Raw genomic sequence first — 19,084 nt, 5'->3', positions numbered from 1 at the left:
CCGGCGGCGCAGGATGCGTGGGATCCCGAGGCGGGGGTCGTGGCCGTCCCGGCCCGACCTCCCGTGTGTGCCCGGCGTCGCTGCCGGGCGGCGTTCGCGTGCGGTGTCACCGTAGTCGTGCGTCCAGCCCATACAACGAGCTGTGCCCGGGCCCCAAGGTCGGTAACCCCGTCCGGGGCGGCCAATTGGCCTATGCGCCGGGCAATTGAATGGTCGTAAGACAGTCGTACCGGCCGCCGTGTTGACGGCCGGTCAGACGGTGCGCACGGTCAGCGGTCCGGCTCGGGGTCCTTGAGCCAGTTCACGAGCTCGGTGGAGAAGGCGGTGGGATCCTCCTCGTGGGGGAAGTGCCCGAGGCCGTCGAACAGCCGCCACCGGTACGGGGCTTCGACGTACTCCCCGGAGCCGGCCGCGCTCCGGGTCCGCATCACCGGGTCGAGCGAGCCGTGCAGATGCAGCGTCGGCACCCGCACCGGACGCTTCATCCGGCGGTTGAACTGGAGCCCGTCCGGCCGGGCCATGGACCGCATCATCCAGCGGTACGGCTCGATCGAGCAGTGCGCGGTGGACGGGATGCACATCGCCCGCCGGTACACGTCGAGGTCCGCCTCCTCGGGGGGCACGGGCCCGGACCAGTCCCGGATCAACTCCCCCACGAGCGCCCCGTCGTCGGCGACGAGCTGCCGCTCGGGGATGAAAGGCCGCTGGAAACCCCAGATGTGCGAACTGGCCCGCGTCTGACCGAAGTCGGACAGCATCGCCGAGCGCCAGCGCCGAGGGTGCGGCATCGAGGAGACCACGAGCCGGCGCACCAGCTTGGGCCGCATCACGGCGGCGGTCCAGGCGAGGTAGCCGCCCAGGTCGTGTCCCACGAGGGCGGCGTCCGGCTCGCCGAGCGACCGTACGACCCCGGTGATGTCGAGCGCCAGGTTGGCCGGATCGTAGCCGCGCGGGGTGCGGTCGCTTCCGCCCACGCCGCGCAGGTCCATCGCGACCGCCCGGTACCCGGCGTCGGCGAGCGCGGTCAGCTGGTGCCGCCACGTCCACCAGAACTGCGGGAAGCCGTGCAGCAGCAGCACCAGCGGCCCGTCGCCCATCTCGGCCACGTGGAACCGGGCCCCGTTGGCCGCGACGTCCCGGTGGGTCACCGTCCTCCCGCCGGGCACGTCGATCCGGACCGCCGTCGCGGCGGTGGGCGGAGTGCTGGAGTCCGGTGAGGGCGCTGTCATGAGGACGAGCGTGCCACACCCACGGCCTGGTCACTCACCGACCGCGGGTGCGGCTTGACGGTCCCGACGAGCGCCGCGGTCTGCTTGACGGAGGCGATGGTCTTCTCCGGCGGCTTGACCTTCTTGAACTTCGACACGGCGATCAGTGACAGCAGGCCCGCGAGCAGCAGGAACGCCACACCGACGATGAGGAACGACCAGGCGAGCCCGAGCCCGAGGTTGTGGATCCCGTACGCCGCGGCGAAGCTCAGCACGGGCAGGGAGAACAGGGCGAACACTCCTGCGATCCCGATGGCGGTGCCGCCGATGCCCGCGCGCTTGACGTCCTGGCGGATCTCCGCCTTGGCGAGGGCGATCTCGTCGTGCACCAGGGCGGACATCTCGGCGGTGGCCGAGGCGACCAGCTGGCCGAGTGTGCGCTCGGCTCCTTGCGCCCCTTGGTCCACTGCGGTCATCGCTCTCTCCCTCTGTCATCTGCCGTCGTCTGACGTCGTCTGCTGTCGACACCGTGGGCGGCGGCGGTCCTGCGCCCGTCACGGCGTCAGTTCAGATCATGCCGGACGGTCGCCCTCGGCGCTGGACCCGGTGGCCGCTTCGAGCGCGGCGGCCGCGGCGGTTTCGGCCTTGCGGCGGTGCTCCGCGGCCTTCTCCTCGTAGATCTTCGCCATCCGCAGGTGGTACTCCGGCTTGTCCTGCTCGTAGATGTCCGGGATGCCGTCGCGGTCCTCGTCGCGCTCCTCGTCCTCGGTGAGCGCCCTGTACGTGCGGTTGCGCAGCTTGAGCAGGACGCCCGCGACGACGGCGGCGATGAGCGAGCCGATCAGGACGGCGGCCTTGACCTCGTCGGTGAGGATCTGGTCCTCGGTGAAGGCGAGTTCGCCGATCAGGAGCGAAACGGTGAAGCCGATGCCGGCGAGGGAGGCCACGGCGAGGACGTCCGGCCAGGCCAGTTCCTCGTTGAGCTCCGCCCGGGTGAAGCGGGCGGCCAGCCAGGTGCCGCCGAAGATGCCCACGGCCTTGCCGACGACCAGGCCGAGGACGACGCCGAGGGTCTCGGGCCGGGTGAAGACCTGGGCGATCGCCTTGTCGGAGAGCGAGACCCCGGCGGAGAACAGCGCGAAGAGCGGCACGGCGAGGCCGGCCGAGACGGGCCGGACGAGGTGCTCGATGTGCTCGCCGGGGGACGTGCGCTCGCCGTCCTTGCGGGAGCAGCGGAGCATCAGCCCCATGGCGACGCCGGCGATGGTGGCGTGGACGCCGCTGTTGTACATCAGGCCCCAGATGACCAGGGCGAGTGGCACGTAGACGTACCAACCGTGGACGCCCTTGCGGAGCAGGAACCAGAAGAGGACCAGGCCCACGACCGCGCCGCCGAGCGCCAGGAAGTCGATCTCGCTGGTGAAGAACACCGCGATGATCATGATGGCGAAGAGGTCGTCGACGACGGCGAGGGTCAGCAGGAAGGCGCGCAGGGCGGACGGCAGCGAGGTGCCGATGACCGCGAGGACGGCGAGGGCGAAGGCGATGTCGGTGGCGGTGGGGACCGCCCAGCCGTCCATCGAGCCGCCGCCGGCGGTGTTGACCAGTACGTAGACCAGCGCGGGCACGGCCATGCCGCAGAGGGCGGCGATCACCGGGAGGGCGGCGGCCTTGGGGTCGCGCAGATCGCCCGCGACGAGCTCGCGCTTGAGCTCGATGCCGGCGACGAAGAAGAAGACGGCGAGCAGGCCGTCCGCCGCCCAGTGCTGGATCGAGAGGTCCAGGCCGAGGGAGGCGGGGCCGATGTGGAAGTTGCGGACGCTGGCGTAGCTGTCCGCGAGGGCGGGGATGTTCGCCCAGAGCAGGGCGGCGATCGCGGCCACGAGGAGGAGCACGCCACCGACGGTCTCGGCGCGCAGGGCGTCGGCCACGAAGCGCCGCTCGGGCAGGGAGAGCCTGCCGGGGAACTTGCGGCTGTGACGGTCGGTGGGGCGGGGCGTGGCCACGGTGGGACACCTCCGGGTGGTCGACGGCATGACGAACGCTGTTGCCGACCAGACTTCCCGGCGCACCCTGAGAGATTGAGACGTCAAATATTGACGTTTCTCCTACTTTACAGGGTCCGCGCCGTCGTATCCGGTGATCTTCACCTTAAACGGGGGGAGGGTGTCCGGCGCGCCATGCGCCGGACACCCTCCGCCACCCGGAACCGGGACCGTCAGTCCTCGCTGGAAGCGCTGGGCAGCTTGTTCTGGATCAGGTCCATCACCGAGGAGTCCGCGAGCGTGGTGACGTCACCGACCGCCCGGTTCTCGGCGACATCGCGCAGCAGGCGCCGCATGATCTTGCCGGAGCGGGTCTTCGGCAGCTCCTGCACCGGCAGGATCCGCTTCGGCTTGGCGATCGGGCCGAGCGTCGCGCCCACGTGGTCGCGCAGCTCCGAGACCAGGCCGTTGGTCTCCGAGGCGCTGCCGCGCAGGATCACGAAGGCCACGATGGCCTGGCCGGTCGTCTCGTCGTTCGCGCCCACCACGGCCGCCTCGGCGACCGACGGGTGGGAGACGAGCGCCGACTCGACCTCGGTGGTCGAGATGTTGTGGCCGGAGACCAGCATCACGTCGTCCACCCGGCCCAGCAGCCAGATGTCGCCGTCCTCGTCCTTCTTGGCGCCGTCGCCCGCGAAGTACTTGCCCTCGAAGCGGGACCAGTAGGTGTCGATGAACCGCTGGTCGTCGCCCCAGATGGTGCGCAGCATCGACGGCCACGGCTGGGTGAGCACCAGGTAGCCGCCACCGCCGTTCGGAACCTCGTGACCCTCGTCGTCGACGACCGTGGCGCCGATCCCGGGCAGCGCGCGCTGCGCCGAGCCCGGCTTGGTCTCGGTGACACCGGGCAGCGGGGAGACCATCATCGCGCCGGTCTCGGTCTGCCACCAGGTGTCCACGATCGGGCAGCGGTCGCCGCCGATGTGCTTGCGGTACCAGATCCAGGCCTCGGGGTTGATCGGCTCGCCGACCGAGCCCAGCACGCGCAGGCTCGACAGGTCGAACTTCGCGGGGATGTCGTCGCCCCACTTCATGAACGTACGGATCGCCGTGGGCGCGGTGTACAGGATGGTGACGCCGTACTTCTGCACGACCTCCCAGAACCGGCCCTGGTGCGGGGTGTCCGGCGTGCCCTCGTACATCACCTGGGTGGCGCCGTTGGCGAGAGGCCCGTAGACGATGTACGAGTGCCCGGTCACCCAGCCGATGTCGGCGGTGCACCAGTAGACGTCGGTCTCCGGCTTGAGGTCGAAGACCGCGTGGTGGGTGTACGCGGCCTGCGTGAGGTAGCCGCCGGAGGTGTGCAGGATGCCCTTGGGCTTACCCGTGGTCCCCGAGGTGTACAGGATGAACAGCGGGTGCTCGGCGTCGAAGGCCTGCGGGGTGTGCTCGGCGGACTGGCGTCCGACGATCTCGTGCCACCAGACGTCGCGGCCCTCGGTGAAGGCGGTGTCCTGGCCGGTGCGCTGCACGACGAGCACGTGCTCGACCTGCGGACACTTGGCGACCGCCTCGTCGATGGCGGGCTTGAGGGCGCTGGGCTTGCCGCGGCGGTAGCCGCCGTCGGCGGTGATGACCAGCTTGGCGTCGGCGTCCTGGATGCGGGAGGCCACGGCATCGGCGGAGAAGCCGCCGAAGACCACCGAGTGCGCGGCGCCGACGCGGGCGCACGCGAGCATCGCGACGACGGCCTCGGGGATCATCGGCAGGTAGACCGCGACGCGGTCGCCGGCCTGGACGCCCAGCTCGGTCAGGGCGTTGGCGGCCTTGGAGACCTCGTCCTTGAGCTCGGCGTAGGTGATCGCGCGGCTGTCGCCGGGCTCGCCCTCGAAGTGGATGGCGACGCGGTCGCCGTTGCCTGCCTCGACGTGGCGGTCCACGCAGTTGTACGCGACGTTCAGCTTGCCGTCGGCGAACCACTTGGCGAAGGGCGGGTTGGTCCAGTCGAGCGTCTCGGTCGGCTCGACGTCCCAGGTCAGGCGGCGGGCCTGGGCGGCCCAGAAACCCAGCCGGTCCGCCTCGGCCTCGGTGTGCGCAGCCTCTGTCACATTGGCGGCGGCGGCCAGATCGGCAGGCGGTGCGAACCGCCGCTCCTCCTTGAGCAGATTGGCCAGGCTTTCATTGCTCACGACATCTCCCTTTCCCAGGGTGTCCGTTGTGTCCCCGGGCATAGCTCATCAGTCGGCGGCCCTGGTGACAAGGGGTAGCCAGAAATTGGTTTAGACCTATAGTGCGGCCGGGCCCGCGTCGGCCCACGCGCAGAGTGGCCCCTTCCCGCTGCAGGGCGCGGAAAAGGGCCACTCAGTGGCACGGATACCGGAGGGTATCGGTTCAGCCGCGCCCTTGATCCGGATCCGCCGACGACGGCGATTCGGTCATCATCCGGTCGTCATTCAGACGTGTTGTCCGACGCTGTCGAACACCCGGCAGTCGAAGAAGTCCTCGCCTTCGGACAGCAGGTACGCCTGCGCCTCGCCCACGTGGAAGTACATCCCGTGCAACTCCAGCGTGCCCTCCGCGAGCCGCCGGGCCACCGATTCGTGCGCCCGCAGGTGCTCCAGCTGCTGCACCACGTTGGTCAGGCACAGCTGCTCCACGGCGTCCGCCGGGAGCCGGCCCGCGATCCGGGCCCAGGCGTGGTGGCGGCTCGCCATCCGCTCCAGGCTGGGCAGCCCGTGCCGCAGCCAGCGGCGCAGGGGGGTCATCGGGGCCCCGGGGCTGGAGTTCAGCAGCGCCTGCATGGCCCCGCACCCCGAGTGCCCGCACACCGTGATGCTGTCCACCTTGAGGACGTCCACGGCGTACTCGATGGCCGCCGCGACCGAATCGTCCGTGGCCTCGGCGCCCGGCAGGGGGACCAGGTTGCCGACGTTGCGGACCGTGAACAGGTCGCCGGGACCGCTGGCCGTGATCATGCTGGTCACCAGGCGGGAGTCCGCGCAGGTCAGGAAGAGCTGCGAGGGCCGCTGCCCCTCCCGGGCCAGCCGGGCCAGCTCGTCGCGGACGTGCGGTGCGGTGTCCCGCTGGAAGGCGCTGATCCCGCTGGCCAGTTGACCTGCGCCGCGGCGGCGCGGGGCCGGTGTCTCCGCCGCCTCCACGACCTCGGCCTCGTCAGGGGCCGCGGCCGCGCCGGGGATCATCCGCCCGCCCGCCGGCCGGTGGTCGCAGTGGTTCTGCCAGGGGGTCCAGGGGCGGCAGCAGTGGTGCCCGCCGCGCGGGGACCTTTCGGCGCGGTCCGGCCGGTCAGAGCGGTCGGCCTTCTCGGCGTGATCCGGAGCGTGATCCGCCTGGGCGCCGATGTCCGGCCGGTCCGCCCCGGCCGTGCGGGTCGTGGAGCGGCCGGTGGCCTCCAGCGAGCCCCCGTGCAGCAGATGGGAGTCCTGCCAGTCATGGAGCGTCTCGTACGCCGCGTGGTCCATGAACGAGCCGTCCAGCTCGACCACCACGCGCGCGCCGGGCGGGATCTGGTTCAGCACCCGGCTCAGCCGCGGCACCGCGAGGAAGGTCAACTGTCCGCGCGCGCAGACCCGGTGGACCCCGCCCGTCACCTCGACCGTGATCCGGGTCCGGGCCAGCCGGTGCAGGGCCATCGCGACGGCCACGGCGATGCCGATGGTGACGCCCGCCAACACCCCGCCGAGCACGACCGCCGCGATCGTCGTCGCGTAGACGAGGATCTCGCGGTGCCGGGTGACCGTACGCAGATGGGTGGCGTTCACCATCTGCACGCCCAGCGCCATCACCAGGGTGGCCAGGGCGGCGAGCGGGATCAGGTCGAGGACCGGGACGAGCAGCGCGGCCGCGAGCAGGACCCAGAGGCCGTGCAGCATGACCGACCGCCGGGTGGTGGCCCCGGACTTGACGTTCGCCACGCTGCGGACGGCACCTCCCGCGATGGGCAGCCCGCCCAGCGCTCCGGAGAGGATGTTCGCCGCGCCCTGGCCCCGCAGCTCCCGGTCGAGGTCGGCGCGCGGCGGGCGGTTGCCCGTACGCCGCTGGGAGGCGATCAGCTTGTCGGTGGCGACCGCGGACAGCAGGGATTCCACGCTGCCGACCAGGGTGACGGTCAGGACGGCCGCGATGATGCCGAGGACGGGGCCCTCGGGCAGTTCGGGCAGGGCGTGGCTGCTCCAGGACGGCAGGTCCACCCGGGGCAGGCTGAGCCCGGCCAGGGCGGCGAACACCGTGGCCGTGGCGACGGCGGCGAGCGCGGCCGGCACCTTGCGCAGCGCGAGCCCCACCCGCCCGGGCAGCCGCGGCCAGCCGAGCAGCACGGCCAGGGTCACGGCGCTGACGCCGAGCGCCGCCGGGTGTAGCTGGGCCAACTGGTCGGGCAGCCCCTTGACGTTGGCGACGGCGGAGCTCTGCGGAGTGCCGCCGAGGACGATGTGCAGCTGGGCCAGCGCGATCGTGACGCCGACGCCCGCGAGCATGCCGTGCACGATGGCCGGGCTGACCATGAGCGCGGACCGGGCGGTGCGCAGCGCGGCGAGCCCGAGCTGACAGCAGCCGGCGAGCACGGTGATGGCGCAGGTGGTGCGCCACCCGTAGCGCTGGATCAACTCGGCGGTGACGACGGTCAGTCCTGTCGCGGGCCCGCTCACCAGGAGGGGTGCTCCGCCCAGGCGCCCGGCCACGATCCCGCCGACGGCCGCGGCGACCAGGCCCGCTTGGAGCGGGGCGCCGGTGGCCAGGGCGATGCCGAGGGAGAGCGGCAGGGAGATCAGGAAGACGGTCAGGGAGGCGGAGAGATCGGCGTGGAAGTCGGCGCGGTGGCCCCTGCGGGGCGCGCCGCCGGCCTTGCGGCCGATGCTGCTGCCGGTCGTGCCGGTCGTGCCGGTCGTGCCGGTCGTGCCGGTCGTGCCGTCGGGCGTGTCGCAGGGCTTGCTGCCGGGCTTGCTGTCGATCTCTTCGGCGGCGGGCAGGGGGGAGGTGGCTGTCATAGGTTCCCGTCTCCTCTACGGAGGGATGAAGCGGCGGGAGTCTCAACACTCAGTAAATGAAAGGTAATGGAGAGTAAAGGATCGTGGGAGGTAATGGGGGCAAACGGCCTACGAAATAGCACCGAAGGGTGATTAAGCATTTTGTCCGGCTTGTCACATCATCTTCACGGCGGACCGCATGGGACGTTGCGGCGCGGAAGACCCGCAATGGAACCGCGAGGAGAGGTGGACGGATGATCGCCGCCACGAAGAAGATCGCCGGCGGCCTGGTCGCCACGGCGCTGGTGCTGGGCGTCGCCGGGTGCAGCACCTCGGAACCCGCCAAACCCCCGTCCCCCGGGGGCCCGAACGGCAAGAAGGGCGCCCCTCCGGAGGTTGCCCCCGGCAGCGTCAACCGGCTCATCGGCGACGGCTCGACCGCGTACACGGGCGGGCAGCCGAACGTCCAGAAGCCGCAGAAACTGAAGCCCGGTGAGAAGCCGCCTCAGTTCGTGGTGTTCTCGTGGGACGGGGCGGGCGAGGACAGCCAGAAACTCTTCTCGCACTTCCGCGAGGTCGGCAAGAAGTACAACGCCCGGATGACGTACTTCCTCAGCGGCGTGTACATGCTGCCGGAGGAGAAACGTTCCCTCTATACCGCCCCGCAGCACGAGTCCGGCCGCTCCGACATCGGCTTCGGCGATCTCCAGGGCATCAAGGACACGGCCACCCAGGTCCGCGCGGCCTGGCTCGAGGGCAACGAGATCGGCACCCACTTCAACGGCCACTTCTGCGGCCCCGACGGCGGCGTCGGCACCTGGTCGGTGCCGGAGTGGAAGAGCGAGATCAACCAGGCCAAGTCGTTCGTCAAGAACTGGAAGACCAACACGCCCGACCTGAAGGGCCTGGAGCCGCTGCCGTTCGACTATGACAAGGAGCTCATCGGCGCCCGCACCCCCTGCCTCGAAGGCCAGAAGAACTTCATGCTGGCGGCCAAGGACATGGGTTTCCGCTACGACTCCAGCGGCATCAGCAAGCAGATCTGGCCGAAGAAGACGGACGGGCTCTGGGACGTCCCGCTCCAGCTGGTGCCCATGCCGGGCCGGGCCTTCGACACCCTGAGCATGGACTACAACTACCTGGTCAACCAGTCCGGGACGACCACGCAGGGCGACCCCTCGCAGCACGAGTACTGGGGCGAGCAGATGCGCGAAGGCCTCCAGCAGGCCTTCGACCGGGTGTACCAGGGCAACCGCGCGCCGCTGATCATCGGCAACCACTTCGAGTCCTGGAACGGCGGCACGTACATGAAGGCCGTCGAGGACTCCATCCAGTCGATGTGCACGCAGAAGGAGGTCCGCTGCGTGCCGTTCCGCGAGCTGGTCGACTGGCTGGACGCGCAGGACCCGAAGGTCCTGGAGTGGATGCGCGGTCTCGACGTCGGCGAGGCGCCCAAGGAGGGCTGGACGAAGTTCCTGACGGCGGGGCCGCCGGCCAAGCCGGCCGCCCCCGCCGGGGTCAAGCCGGCTGCGGAGCCGGCTGAAGAGGGTGGGGACGAGGACTGACGAGGTCCGGGGCCGCCGGTTCGCAGCCGGTGGTCTCCCGCAGGACGAAACCGGGGTCGACCTGGGCGGCCAGGTCGACCCCGGTCTTGGCGTTGCCCCAGCTCTCCGCGTTCCGCAGGTGGAAGTGGACCATCTGCTCGGTGTACCGCTCCCAGTCGCGGTGGGCGTACGAGTCGTCGGCCGCGTCCTGGAGGGCCTGCAGGGCCAGCCGGTTGCTCGCCTCGAGCAGCTCGAAGGCCGCCGGGCGGCCCTTCTCCATCGCCCGCACCCAGTCGGAGTGCCCCACGGTGACGAGCAGGTCCTCTCCGACCTCGTCCTGGAGGAACTCGATGTCGTCCGTGCCCTGCACCTTGTTGCCGATGACCTTGAGCGCGACCCCGAAGTCCCGGGCGTACTCCTTGTACTGGCGGTAGACCGAGATGCCCTTGCGGGTCGGCTCGGCGACCAGGAAGGTCACGTCGAAACGGGTGAACATGCCCGAGGCGAAGGAGTCCGAGCCGGCGGTCATGTCGACCACGACGTACTCGTCCGGGCCGTCGACCAGGTGGTTGAGGCAGAGCTCGACCGCCCCGACCTTGGAGTGGTAGCAGGCGACGCCGAGGTCCGCCTCGGTGAACGGCCCGGTGGCCATCAGCCGTACGGGCTCCCCGTCGAGCAGCAGCGTGCGCGCGCAGGCCTCGTACACCGGGTTGTCCTCGGTGACGCGCAGCAGGCGCGATCCGGCGCCGGGCGGCGTGGTCTTGATCATCGTGTCGGCGGAGGCGATGCGCGGGTTGGAGCCCCGCAGGTACTCCTTGATCAGGGGCAGGTGCGCGCCCAGGGCGGGCAGCGCGGCGGCCTCGTCCTCGCCGAGTCCGAGCGCGGCGCCCAGGTGCTGGTTGATGTCGGCGTCCACCGCGACGACGGGGGCTTCATTGGCGGCGAGGTGGCGGATGAAGAGGGAGGACAGGGTCGTCTTCCCGCTGCCGCCCTTTCCCACGAAAGCGATCTTCATGTTCACCAAGAGTAGTCTGTTGGTCGCTTTCCGTGGTGCTCCTAAGTGAAGAAGACCACTCCAAGGAGGGGTCGGTGGCGAGGAGGTCCAGTGCGTAGGCTCCCTACTTATGAGTAGCGCTTCTGACCCGCTGGCCGCCCTGGGTTCGCTCCCGGGCGTCGCCGAATCCGTGGATTCCGTACGCAAGGCCGTGGACCGCGTCTACGGGCACCGGGTGATGCGCCGGCGCAGCAGCGAGATCACCTCGGAGGCCGCGCTGCGCGGGGCCCGTGCGAGCGCGGCGCTCTCCGGGGCGGACTGGGCGCTGGAAGAGGTGCGCCGCCGGACCGACTTCGGGGCGGAGACGGAGGCGCGCACGGTGGGCGCCGCGCTGCGCCTGACCGCGGAGGCCGGGCAGCTGCTGAGCATCTGGCGCCAGTCGCCGCTGCGGGTGCTGGCGCGCCTGCACCTGGTGGCGTCGGGGTCCACGGCCGATGGTGACGTGGTGGGCCGCCCGCGGCTGGCGGGCGAGCCGGTGGACGAACCCCTGATCACCGTCCCGCTTCCGAGCGCGGAGGAGGTGGCGGGCCGCCTGGACGGCCTGTCCCGGCTGATCATCGCGGGCGGCTCGGCTCCGGCGCTGGTCACGTCGGCCGTGGTGCACGGCGAACTGCTGGCGCTGCGTCCGTTCGGCTCGTACAACGGGCTGGTTGCGCGGGCGGCGGAGCGGATCGTGCTGATCAACAGCGGTCTGGACCCGAAGGCGATCTGCCCGGCGGAGGTCGGCCACGCGGAGCAGGGGCGGGACGCGTACCTGGCGGCCTTCGAGGGCTACGTCTCCGGGACCGCGGAGGGGATGGCGGCCTGGATCGCGCACTGCGGCCGCGCGATCGAGCTCGGCGTCCGCGAGTCGACGGCGGTCTGCGAGGCCCTGCAGCGCGGCGCGGCGTAAGGACTGCGGGCCAGGGCTGCGGACACGAGGCTGCGGACACAGGGTTGCGGCGACACCGTCTTGCTTTGGTGTCGCCGCTGGCATTTACGCCCAGTTACCAAGCGTCCTCGATATTTGCCCATCAGGTCGGGGACTTTGCCCGTCACCTGGTGCAGCTGGCCCGTAATCGACGGGTCGACGTCGCGTGGGTGCTCGGCGTTCATGCTTCGGTCCGTGGGCCTTACTGCGTTTTAAAGATGATCCTCTCGGATGTTCTTTGGTCTCGCGGGCCGTTGACTCCTTTGTACTCCGCTTCGCTGACAAGCGGAACCCCTCCCCACTTTTTTTACTTTCCAGGACGGCCCATCCCGAACCGGACACCCCGCATCACCGCAGCTCAGCAGGGTTCCGGCCTCGGCGGGGGTGGCGTAGGGGCGCCCTGCCGGAGCCGCCATTCCCGGCCCGCCGAGCCGGCCCACGCGGCCTTGCCGGAACCACCATTCCCGGCCTACCGAAGCCGGCCCACGCGGCCTGCGGAGTCGGCATTCCCGACCTGCCGAAGCCGGCCCACGCGGCTATGCCGGAGCTTGGCATTCCCGGTTCGCCGAGTCGATCGGCGCGGCTTTGCCGGAGCTGGCCTTCCCGGCCCGCCGAGGCCGGCTCACGCCGCCTTGCCGGGGTCGGAATACGCGGCTTCGGCGGCACCGACATACGCGGCTTCGGCAGCTCCGGTGCACTCGGGCCCGGTCGAACCCGAAACACCCAGCGCCGCGCTGGCACACCCACCCCGGCGGGGACGGCATATCCAGCCCCGCCGGCGTTTGGGGCGCGGGGGTCCAGGGGCGGAGCCACCGGGTCTTTGAGCCCAGCCGGCGTCGCGGCGTTGGGTCCGGGCGGAACCCCAGGGTCCCTGGAGCGCGTCGGCGATGGCGGCGCGGCCCGGGGCGGCGGCCCCGGGGACCGGTCAGGCAGGTGTGGCGGCAGCCAGAGCGATCGCCCGCCGCCGACTGGCGTACCAGACCAGCCCGGCGGTAGCCGCAGCCGCGCCCACCGCCGCCGCAGCGACCAGCGCCGGCCGCGTCGGCATCGACAGCCCGGGCAGCCGCTGCTTCAACCGCACCGGCCGGTTGAACACCAGCACCGGCCACTCCCGCGCCACCGCCTCCTTGCGCAGCGCCCGGTCGGGATTGACCGCATGCGGGTGCCCGACGGCCTCCAGCATCGGGATGTCCGTCACCGAGTCGCTGTACGCGTAGCACCGCGAGAGGTCGTACCCCTCGGACTCCGCGAGCTCCCGCACGGCCTCGGCCTTGGTGGGCCCGTAGGCGTAGTACTCGATCTCGCCGGTGAAGCAGCCGTCCTCGCCGATGACCATCCGCGTGGCGACGACCCGGTCCGCGCCCAGCATCTCGCCGATCGGCTCGACGACTTCCGCGCCTGACGTCGACACGATCACCACGTCGCGGCCCGCGGTGTGGTGCGCCTCGATCAGCGAGGCGGCCTCGTCGTAGATCAGCGGGTCGATGAGGTCGTGCAGGGTTTCGGCGACGATCTCCCGCACCTGCTGGACGTTCCACCCCTTGCAGAGGGACGACAGGTACTCACGCATCCGCTCCATCTGATCGTGGTCGGCGCCGCCGACCAGGTAGATGAACTGGGTATACGCAGTGCGCAGCACGGCTCGGCGGTTGATCAGGCCGCCCTGGTAGAAGGACTTGCTGAACGTCAGAGTGCTTGACTTCGCAATGACCGTCTTGTCCAGGTCGAAGAAGGCTGCGGTGCGGGGCGACGAGTGCGGCAAGGGCTGGATTTCCACGCCCCGAGCATATGCGCCCACCATTCGGCGTAAGGTGTGGCGCGTGGGTTTGCCTGAGAAGGCTCTCGGGTACACCATGGAAGTCACGGATCGTTCGCGACCGTGCTAACCCGGTCTGGCTCCTCCCCCCCCGAGTCGGACCGTGGGGACGACCCCCGCTCTCCCCCCCGGCGGGGGTCGTCGCATGTCCGGACGCGGTTTGCGTCCTTGCCTTCGGCCCCAAGTGACCATTCCTGCAGCCCTCCTTCCTCGGCGGGCCCTGCGTGGCGAAGGCCCTCACCCCCTCAGACGCGTGACGCTGCGTAGTCGTTCCGCCGCGCTCTGGAACTCACCTGTTGGGGTGATGGAGTTATTCACAGGGCGTCTGTTGTCCACAGTTTTGGGGCAAGATCCACTTCATTTTCCGGATCGCTGCACGGTGATTCCAGCCGCGAAGTCCGCGGTGCTGGGATTTGCAGTGAGAAGGGGGCGGAGATCGTGGCTGGATCGAAGTCGTGTGAAGTGCCGGAGCGCGCGGAAGCAGGCGGAATCAGGCCATTGAGCGCTCCGGGCGCGGTGGTGCCCGCCGGCGGGCGGCCGCTGATCATCACCGAGGACCCGCTGCTGCTCGACGATCTGCTGCGGCTGTGCGCGGCTGCGGGCGCCGAGCCGCATGTGCACCATGCGGTGCCGGAGCAAAGCGGAGGCGGTGGTGGCGGAAGCGGCGGCAGGGGTGAAAGCGCCTCCGGGAACGCCTTGGAGGCGGCCGGAAGCGTCGGATGGGAGTCTGCGCCGCTCGTGCTCGTCGGGGACGACGCCGCCCGCCGGGTGCGCGGTGCCCCGCGCCGTGGCGGGGTGCTGCTCGTCGGCAGGGATCTCGACGACCCCCTGGTGTGGCAGCGGGCGGTGGAGATCGGCGCCGAGGAGGTGCTCCGGCTGCCCGACGCGGAGAGCCGGCTCGTCGACCGCATCGCCGATGTGGTGGAAGGAGCCGGGAAACCCGCCCTCGCCGTCGGGGTGATCGGCGGCAGCGGCGGGGCCGGAGCCTCCACCCTCGCCTGCGCACTCGCCCTGCGGGCCGCCCGCGCCGGGGAGCGGACCATCCTCATCGACGGTGACCCCCTCGGCGGCGGCATGGATGTGCTGCTCGGCGGCGAGAGCGCCGAAGGGCTGCGCTGGCCGGACTTCGCGGGCTCCCGGGGCCGGGTGGGCGCCGGCGCGCTGGAGGAGTCCCTCCCGGAGCTGCATGCCCTCCGGGTGCTCAGCTGGGACCGCGGGGACCGGGTGGTGGTGCCGCCCGCGGCCATGCGCTCCGTGCTGGCCGCCGCGCGGCGCCGGGGCGGGGTCGTGGTGGTCGACCTGCCCCGGCGGGTGGACGAGGCCGTGGCAGAGGCCCTGGCGCAGCTGGACCTGGTGCTGATGGTGGTGCCGGGCGAGTTGCGGGCCGTGGCCGCCGCGGGGCGCGTCGCGGCCGGGGTGCGGATGGTGGCCCGGGATGTCCGCGTGGTCGTACGGGGCCGCTGTCCGGGCGGGCTCGACGCCGAGTCGGTGGCCGGGCTGCTGGGGGTGCCGCTGGCCGGCGAGGTGCCGGTCGAGGTGGGGCTGCCGGGGCGGGTCGCCGAGGGGGAACCGCCGGGCGGGCAGGGGCGGGGCGCGCTGGCCCGGTTCTGCGACGGCTTCTGGCGGCGGGCGCTCGGTCCCGCCCAGGGGGTGGCGGCATGAGCGCCGTGCTCCTGGACGCGGTGCGGCAGCGGCTCGCCGAGAGCGGGGCGGAGCCGACCCCGGCCCGGGTGGCGGCGGCCCTGCGGGCGCAGGGCCGGCTGCTCGGTGACGCGGAAGTGCTGGGTGTGGCGGCCGAGTTACGGTCCGAACTGGTCGGCGCCGGCCCGCTGGAGGCGCTGCTCTCCGATCCGGAGGTCACCGATGTCCTCGTGGCCGCCCCGGACCGGGTGTGGGTGGACCGCGGCGGCGGGCTGGAACTGACCGGGGTGACGTTCGCTGACACCGATGCCGTGCGCAGGCTCGCCCAGCGGCTGGCGGCCGTCGCGGGCCGGCGCCTGGACGACGCCCGGCCCTGGGTGGACGCCCGGATGCCGGACGGCACCCGGCTGCATGCCGTACTGCCGCCGGTGGCGGTGGGCTCGGCCTGTCTGTCGCTGCGGGTGGTCCGGCCGCGGGCGTTCACGCTGGAGGAGCTGGTCGAGGCGGGCACGCTGCCGCCCGGCGGTCAGGCGCTGCTCCGGGACATGGTCGAGGCCCGGCTGTCGTTCCTCGTCTCCGGCGGGACCGGCACAGGCAAGACCACCCTGCTCAGTGCCCTGTTGGGGCTGGTCGGCCCCGGCGAGCGGATCGTCCTCGCCGAGGATTCGGCCGAGTTGCGGCCCGACCATCCGCATGTGGTCCGGCTGGAGACCCGACCGGCCAACCAGGAGGGGGCGGGTCTGGTCACCCTCGCGGATCTGGTCCGGCAGGCGCTGCGGATGAGGCCGGACCGGCTCGTCGTCGGCGAGGTCCGGGGCGCCGAAGTGGCCGATCTCCTGGCGGCTTTGAACACGGGCCACGAAGGGGGCTGCGGCACGGTCCATGCGAATGCGGCGGCGCATGTGCCGGCCCGCCTGGAGGCGCTCGGGACGGCCGCCGGGCTCGACCGGGCCGCCCTGCACAGCCAGTTGGCGGCCGCGCTGACCCTGGTGGTCCATCTGGTCCGGGACCGGGCCGGGCGGCGCCGGGTGGCCGAGGTGCATGTGCTGGAACGGGACGCCGCCGGGCTGGTGGTCACCGTACCGGCGCTGCGCTGGTCCGCCCGGGGGTTCGCGCGGGAGCGGGGCTGGGAGCGGCTGCGTCCGCTGCTGCGGGGTGCGCGGTGAACGGCGCGGCCGCGGTGCCGGTGCCGCTGTTCGCCGGGGTGCTGTGCGCCGGGACGGCCGCCTGGGCCCTGGCCGGGGGAGACCGGGTGTCCCGGCGGGCCCGGGTGGTGCTGGCCGGGGTGGGGCCCGTGGTGCCAAGCGGTCCACTGCGCCGCGAGCGGCTGGTGATCGCCGTACGGGTGCGGGCCGCGCGCTGGCGGGAGTGGTCCTGCCTCGGGGCCGGGCTCGTGGTCGCGCTGCTGGGCGGGTCGGTGATCCCGCTGGTGGTGGGTGCGGCCGCGGTGCCGGTGGTGCGGCGGTGGCTGCGGGTCCGGCAGCGGGAGCGGGAGCGCAGTGCACGGGCCGCCGAGGTGATCGCGCTGTGCGGGGCGGCGGTGGGCGAGCTCCGGTCGGGGGCCCAGCCCGGGCAGGCGCTGACTGCGGCGATGCGGCGGACGGCCGCGGGCCCCGGTGGGCCGGGCGCGGCGGAGGCGGGGGTGCTGGCTGCCGCGGCGTTCGGCGGGGACGTTCCGACGGCGTTGCGGCAGGCGTCACGCGAGCCCGGAGCGGAAGGGCTGGGCGGGATGGCCGCCTGCTGGCGGATCTCGGTGGACGGAGGCGCGGGGCTCGCTGCCGGACTGGACCGGCTGGAGGGGGCGTTACGGGCCGAGCGGGACCGGCAGGAGTCGCTGCGGGCCCAGCTGGCGGGGGCCAGATCGACGACGGCGGTGCTCGCCCTGCTGCCGCTGGTCGGCCTGCTGATCGGCACCGGGCTCGGAGCGGATCCGCTCCACGTGCTGCTGCACAGCCCGGTCGGGTGGGGCTGTCTGTTGGCGGGCGGGGTGCTGGAGGCGCTGGGGCTGCTGTGGTGCCGGCGGATCGTACGGGCGGGGGAGCGGTGATGGGGGGCTTCGTGATCCACAGGCTGGGGATGGCGTTGTGCGTCGCGGTGGCGGTGCTGTGCACGGCCTCGGTGGTGGCGGCGCAGGTCCGGGCGCGGGCGGCCCGACGCAGGATCGCCGTGCTGCTGTCGGCGGAACCGGAGCGGCGGGCGCCGGTCATCGGATCCGCGATACGGGCGGCGGTGGCCGCGTGGGCCGGCCCGGCCGGGGCGCTGCTGGCGGTCTGGGTGCTGGTCGGCGGGTTGCCGGGGGTGCTGGCCGGCTGCGGTGCGGCGATCGGGGTGTGGCGCTTGCTGCGGCGGGCGCGGCCGTCGGCCGGGGTGGATCCGCAGGAGGTGGAGCGTCAGCTGCCGTTCGCAGCGGATCTGTTGGCCGCCTGCCTGGCGGCCGGTGCGGCGCCTGTGGAGGCAGCGGAGGTGGTGGGCGAGTCGCTGGGCGGCCCGGTGGGCGAGCGGTTGGCGCTGGCCGGGGCGGAGCTTCGGCTCGGCGGCGAACCGGGGGACGCGTGGGGGAGGTTGGCGGAGATACCGGGCGCCCGGGCGCTCGCGGAATGCCTGGAGCGCGCCGCCCGGACGGGGGCCCCGGCAGCGGAGCCGGTCTCCCGGCTGGCGACGGCGCTCCGGGAGGACAGGGCCCGACAGGCCGGCGCCCGCGCCCAGCGGGCGGCGGTGCTCGTCACCGCTCCGGTGGGGCTGTGTTTCCTCCCTGCGTTTCTCGCGGTCGGAGTGGCCCCGGTGGTGATCGGAATGGCCTCCGGTCTCCTCGCGGGCACCTGAAGTCACTGCATGAACTCAAGCCTCAACTCCGAGCCTGAAATCACAACTGAGATCACGTCGAGAACGAAAAACAACGGGAGGTCGTCATGAGGATCATCTGGTTGCGCCTGCGGTCCGCGCTGAGCGGTCGGGCGAACGATGCGGGGATGTCCACTTCCGAATACGCCATGGGCACGATCGCGGCCTGTGCATTCGCGGCCGTTCTGTACAAGGTGGTGACGAGCGAGGTGGTCTCCACGGCACTTCAGTCGACCATCGGAAAGGCACTCGATGTGCCGTTCTGAGGAAAAACGCCGGGGAGCGGGCGACCGGGGATATGTGACGGCGGAGGCCGCCCTGGTGATCCCCGCGCTGGTGCTGTTCGCGGCCCTGCTCGTGTGGGCGCTGATGGCGGCGGCCGCGCAGATCCGGTGTGTGGACGCGGCCCGGGTGGGAGCCCGGGCGGCGGCCCGGTCGGAGCCGCCGGGCGTGGCGGTGGCGGCGGCCCGGTCGGCCGCCCCGCCGGGGGCGGAGGTCGGGGTGGAGCGCGAGGGGGACCTGTGGCGGGTCCGGGTCGCGGCTCCGGCGCCGGGCCCGGGCGGGCTGCCGGTGCGGCTCGGGGCGCAGGCGGTGGCTCTGGCCGAGGACAGTGTGGGGCCGCCGCCATGAGCCGGGACCGGGGTTCGGCGACGGTGTGGGCCGCGCTGGTGGCGACGGTGCTGGGGGCGGTCTTCGGCGGTGTGCTGCTGCTCGGCCAGGCCGTCGTCGCCCGTCACCGCGCGGCAGCCGCGGCCGATCTGGCGGCCCTCGCGGCGGCGGCGACCTGGACCCACGGGCCGGAGGCCGCCTGCGCCGCAGCCCGCCGGGTCGCCGGGGCCCAGAGCGCGGCCGTGACCGGCTGCACCGTCCAGGGCGAGGTGGCCGAGGTGACGGCCCGCCCCGCAACGGGCCCGTTCGCCCCGACGATCAGTGCCCGGGCGGGACCGCCCCTGCCCGCCTCCGACGGAGGACCGGCCTCTGACCGTGGACCGGCCTCTGACCGTGGACCGGCCTCTGACCGTGGACCGGCCTCTGACCGTGGACCGGCCTCTGACCGTGGACCGGCCTCTGACCGTGGACCGGCCTCTGACCGTGGACCCGCA

16 protein-coding genes are annotated in these 19,084 nt (G+C 72.3%); 9 read left to right on the top strand and 7 right to left on the bottom strand.

Going from position 1 to position 19,084, the window contains the following annotated elements; genetic code table 11:
- Positions 1 to 269 precede the first annotated feature (269 nt).
- The 5 genes from ACZ49B_RS26685 to ACZ49B_RS26665 form a co-directional block, all read right to left on the bottom strand.
- The gene (locus ACZ49B_RS26685; protein ID WP_468310627.1) at positions 270 to 1,229 is read right to left on the bottom strand and encodes an alpha/beta fold hydrolase; all 960 of its coding nucleotides are present in this window, start codon (positions 1,227 to 1,229) and stop codon (positions 270 to 272) included.
- Positions 1,226 to 1,684, bottom strand: coding sequence for a phage holin family protein (locus ACZ49B_RS26680; RefSeq protein WP_468310624.1), 459 nt, complete (start codon positions 1,682 to 1,684; stop codon positions 1,226 to 1,228). Before ACZ49B_RS26680 ends, ACZ49B_RS26685 begins: the two co-directional genes overlap by 4 nt.
- 96 nt (positions 1,685 to 1,780) lie before the next feature.
- On the bottom strand, positions 1,781 to 3,244 hold the full coding sequence (gene nhaA / locus ACZ49B_RS26675) for a Na+/H+ antiporter NhaA (protein ID WP_468310621.1): 1,464 nt from the start codon (positions 3,242 to 3,244) through the stop codon (positions 1,781 to 1,783).
- A 182-nt stretch (positions 3,245 to 3,426) separates the two neighbouring features.
- The gene (gene acs / locus ACZ49B_RS26670) at positions 3,427 to 5,424 is read right to left on the bottom strand and encodes an acetate--CoA ligase (protein WP_468310619.1); all 1,998 of its coding nucleotides are present in this window, start codon (positions 5,422 to 5,424) and stop codon (positions 3,427 to 3,429) included.
- A 222-nt stretch (positions 5,425 to 5,646) separates the two neighbouring features.
- Positions 5,647 to 8,196 (bottom strand): SulP family inorganic anion transporter, encoded by a 2,550-nt coding sequence (locus ACZ49B_RS26665; protein WP_468310617.1) that lies wholly within the window; start codon positions 8,194 to 8,196, stop codon positions 5,647 to 5,649.
- Positions 8,197 to 8,429: 233 nt separating this feature from the next.
- Between ACZ49B_RS26665 and ACZ49B_RS26660 the strand changes: the two genes are divergently transcribed.
- The gene (locus ACZ49B_RS26660) at positions 8,430 to 9,740 is read left to right on the top strand and encodes a polysaccharide deacetylase family protein (RefSeq protein WP_468310615.1); all 1,311 of its coding nucleotides are present in this window, start codon (positions 8,430 to 8,432) and stop codon (positions 9,738 to 9,740) included.
- On the opposite strand, the gene ACZ49B_RS26655 is transcribed toward ACZ49B_RS26660, so the two are convergent.
- The gene (locus ACZ49B_RS26655; protein ID WP_468310614.1) at positions 9,694 to 10,734 is read right to left on the bottom strand and encodes an ATP-binding protein; all 1,041 of its coding nucleotides are present in this window, start codon (positions 10,732 to 10,734) and stop codon (positions 9,694 to 9,696) included. The genes ACZ49B_RS26660 and ACZ49B_RS26655 overlap by 47 nt on opposite strands.
- Positions 10,735 to 10,843: 109 nt before the next feature.
- Between ACZ49B_RS26655 and ACZ49B_RS26650 the strand changes: the two genes are divergently transcribed.
- Positions 10,844 to 11,665, top strand: coding sequence for a Fic family protein (locus tag ACZ49B_RS26650; protein ID WP_468310611.1), 822 nt, complete (start codon positions 10,844 to 10,846; stop codon positions 11,663 to 11,665).
- Positions 11,666 to 12,608: 943 nt separating this feature from the next.
- On the opposite strand, the gene ACZ49B_RS26645 is transcribed toward ACZ49B_RS26650, so the two are convergent.
- Positions 12,609 to 13,445, bottom strand: coding sequence for an HAD family hydrolase (locus ACZ49B_RS26645; RefSeq protein ID WP_468310722.1), 837 nt, complete (start codon positions 13,443 to 13,445; stop codon positions 12,609 to 12,611).
- A gap of 543 nt (positions 13,446 to 13,988) precedes the next feature.
- On the opposite strand from ACZ49B_RS26645, the gene ssd reads away from it, so the two are divergent.
- The 7 genes from ssd to ACZ49B_RS26610 all read left to right on the top strand — a co-directional run.
- Positions 13,989 to 15,161: a septum site-determining protein Ssd gene (gene ssd / locus ACZ49B_RS26640; RefSeq protein WP_468310719.1), complete on the top strand. Its 1,173-nt coding sequence runs from the start codon at positions 13,989 to 13,991 to the stop codon at positions 15,159 to 15,161.
- The gene (locus tag ACZ49B_RS26635) at positions 15,158 to 16,306 is read left to right on the top strand and encodes a TadA family conjugal transfer-associated ATPase (protein ID WP_468310608.1); all 1,149 of its coding nucleotides are present in this window, start codon (positions 15,158 to 15,160) and stop codon (positions 16,304 to 16,306) included. Before ssd ends, ACZ49B_RS26635 begins: the two co-directional genes overlap by 4 nt.
- A complete protein-coding gene (locus ACZ49B_RS26630) occupies positions 16,303 to 17,187 on the top strand; it encodes a type II secretion system F family protein (protein WP_468310606.1) in 885 nt (294 codons plus the stop codon). The genes ACZ49B_RS26635 and ACZ49B_RS26630 overlap by 4 nt, the downstream gene beginning before the upstream one ends.
- Positions 17,187 to 17,963 carry a type II secretion system F family protein gene (locus ACZ49B_RS26625; protein ID WP_468310603.1) on the top strand — a complete coding sequence of 259 codons (777 nt, stop codon included), beginning with the start codon at positions 17,187 to 17,189 and terminating at the stop codon, positions 17,961 to 17,963. Before ACZ49B_RS26630 ends, ACZ49B_RS26625 begins: the two co-directional genes overlap by 1 nt.
- An 86-nt stretch (positions 17,964 to 18,049) precedes the next feature.
- A complete protein-coding gene (locus tag ACZ49B_RS26620) occupies positions 18,050 to 18,247 on the top strand; it encodes a DUF4244 domain-containing protein (protein ID WP_030299318.1) in 198 nt (65 codons plus the stop codon).
- A 34-nt stretch (positions 18,248 to 18,281) separates the two neighbouring features.
- Positions 18,282 to 18,611 carry a TadE family type IV pilus minor pilin gene (locus tag ACZ49B_RS26615; RefSeq protein WP_468310599.1) on the top strand — a complete coding sequence of 110 codons (330 nt, stop codon included), beginning with the start codon at positions 18,282 to 18,284 and terminating at the stop codon, positions 18,609 to 18,611.
- The coding region (locus ACZ49B_RS26610) for an Rv3654c family TadE-like protein (RefSeq protein WP_468310596.1) at positions 18,608 to 19,084 on the top strand (477 nt) is incomplete at its 3' end. The genes ACZ49B_RS26615 and ACZ49B_RS26610, both read left to right, overlap by 4 nt.

The organism is Streptomyces sp. NPDC031132 (genome assembly GCF_055570595.1).
Note: the sequence above shows the minus strand (reverse complement) of the source record. Positions and strands in the feature narration are given on the sequence as shown.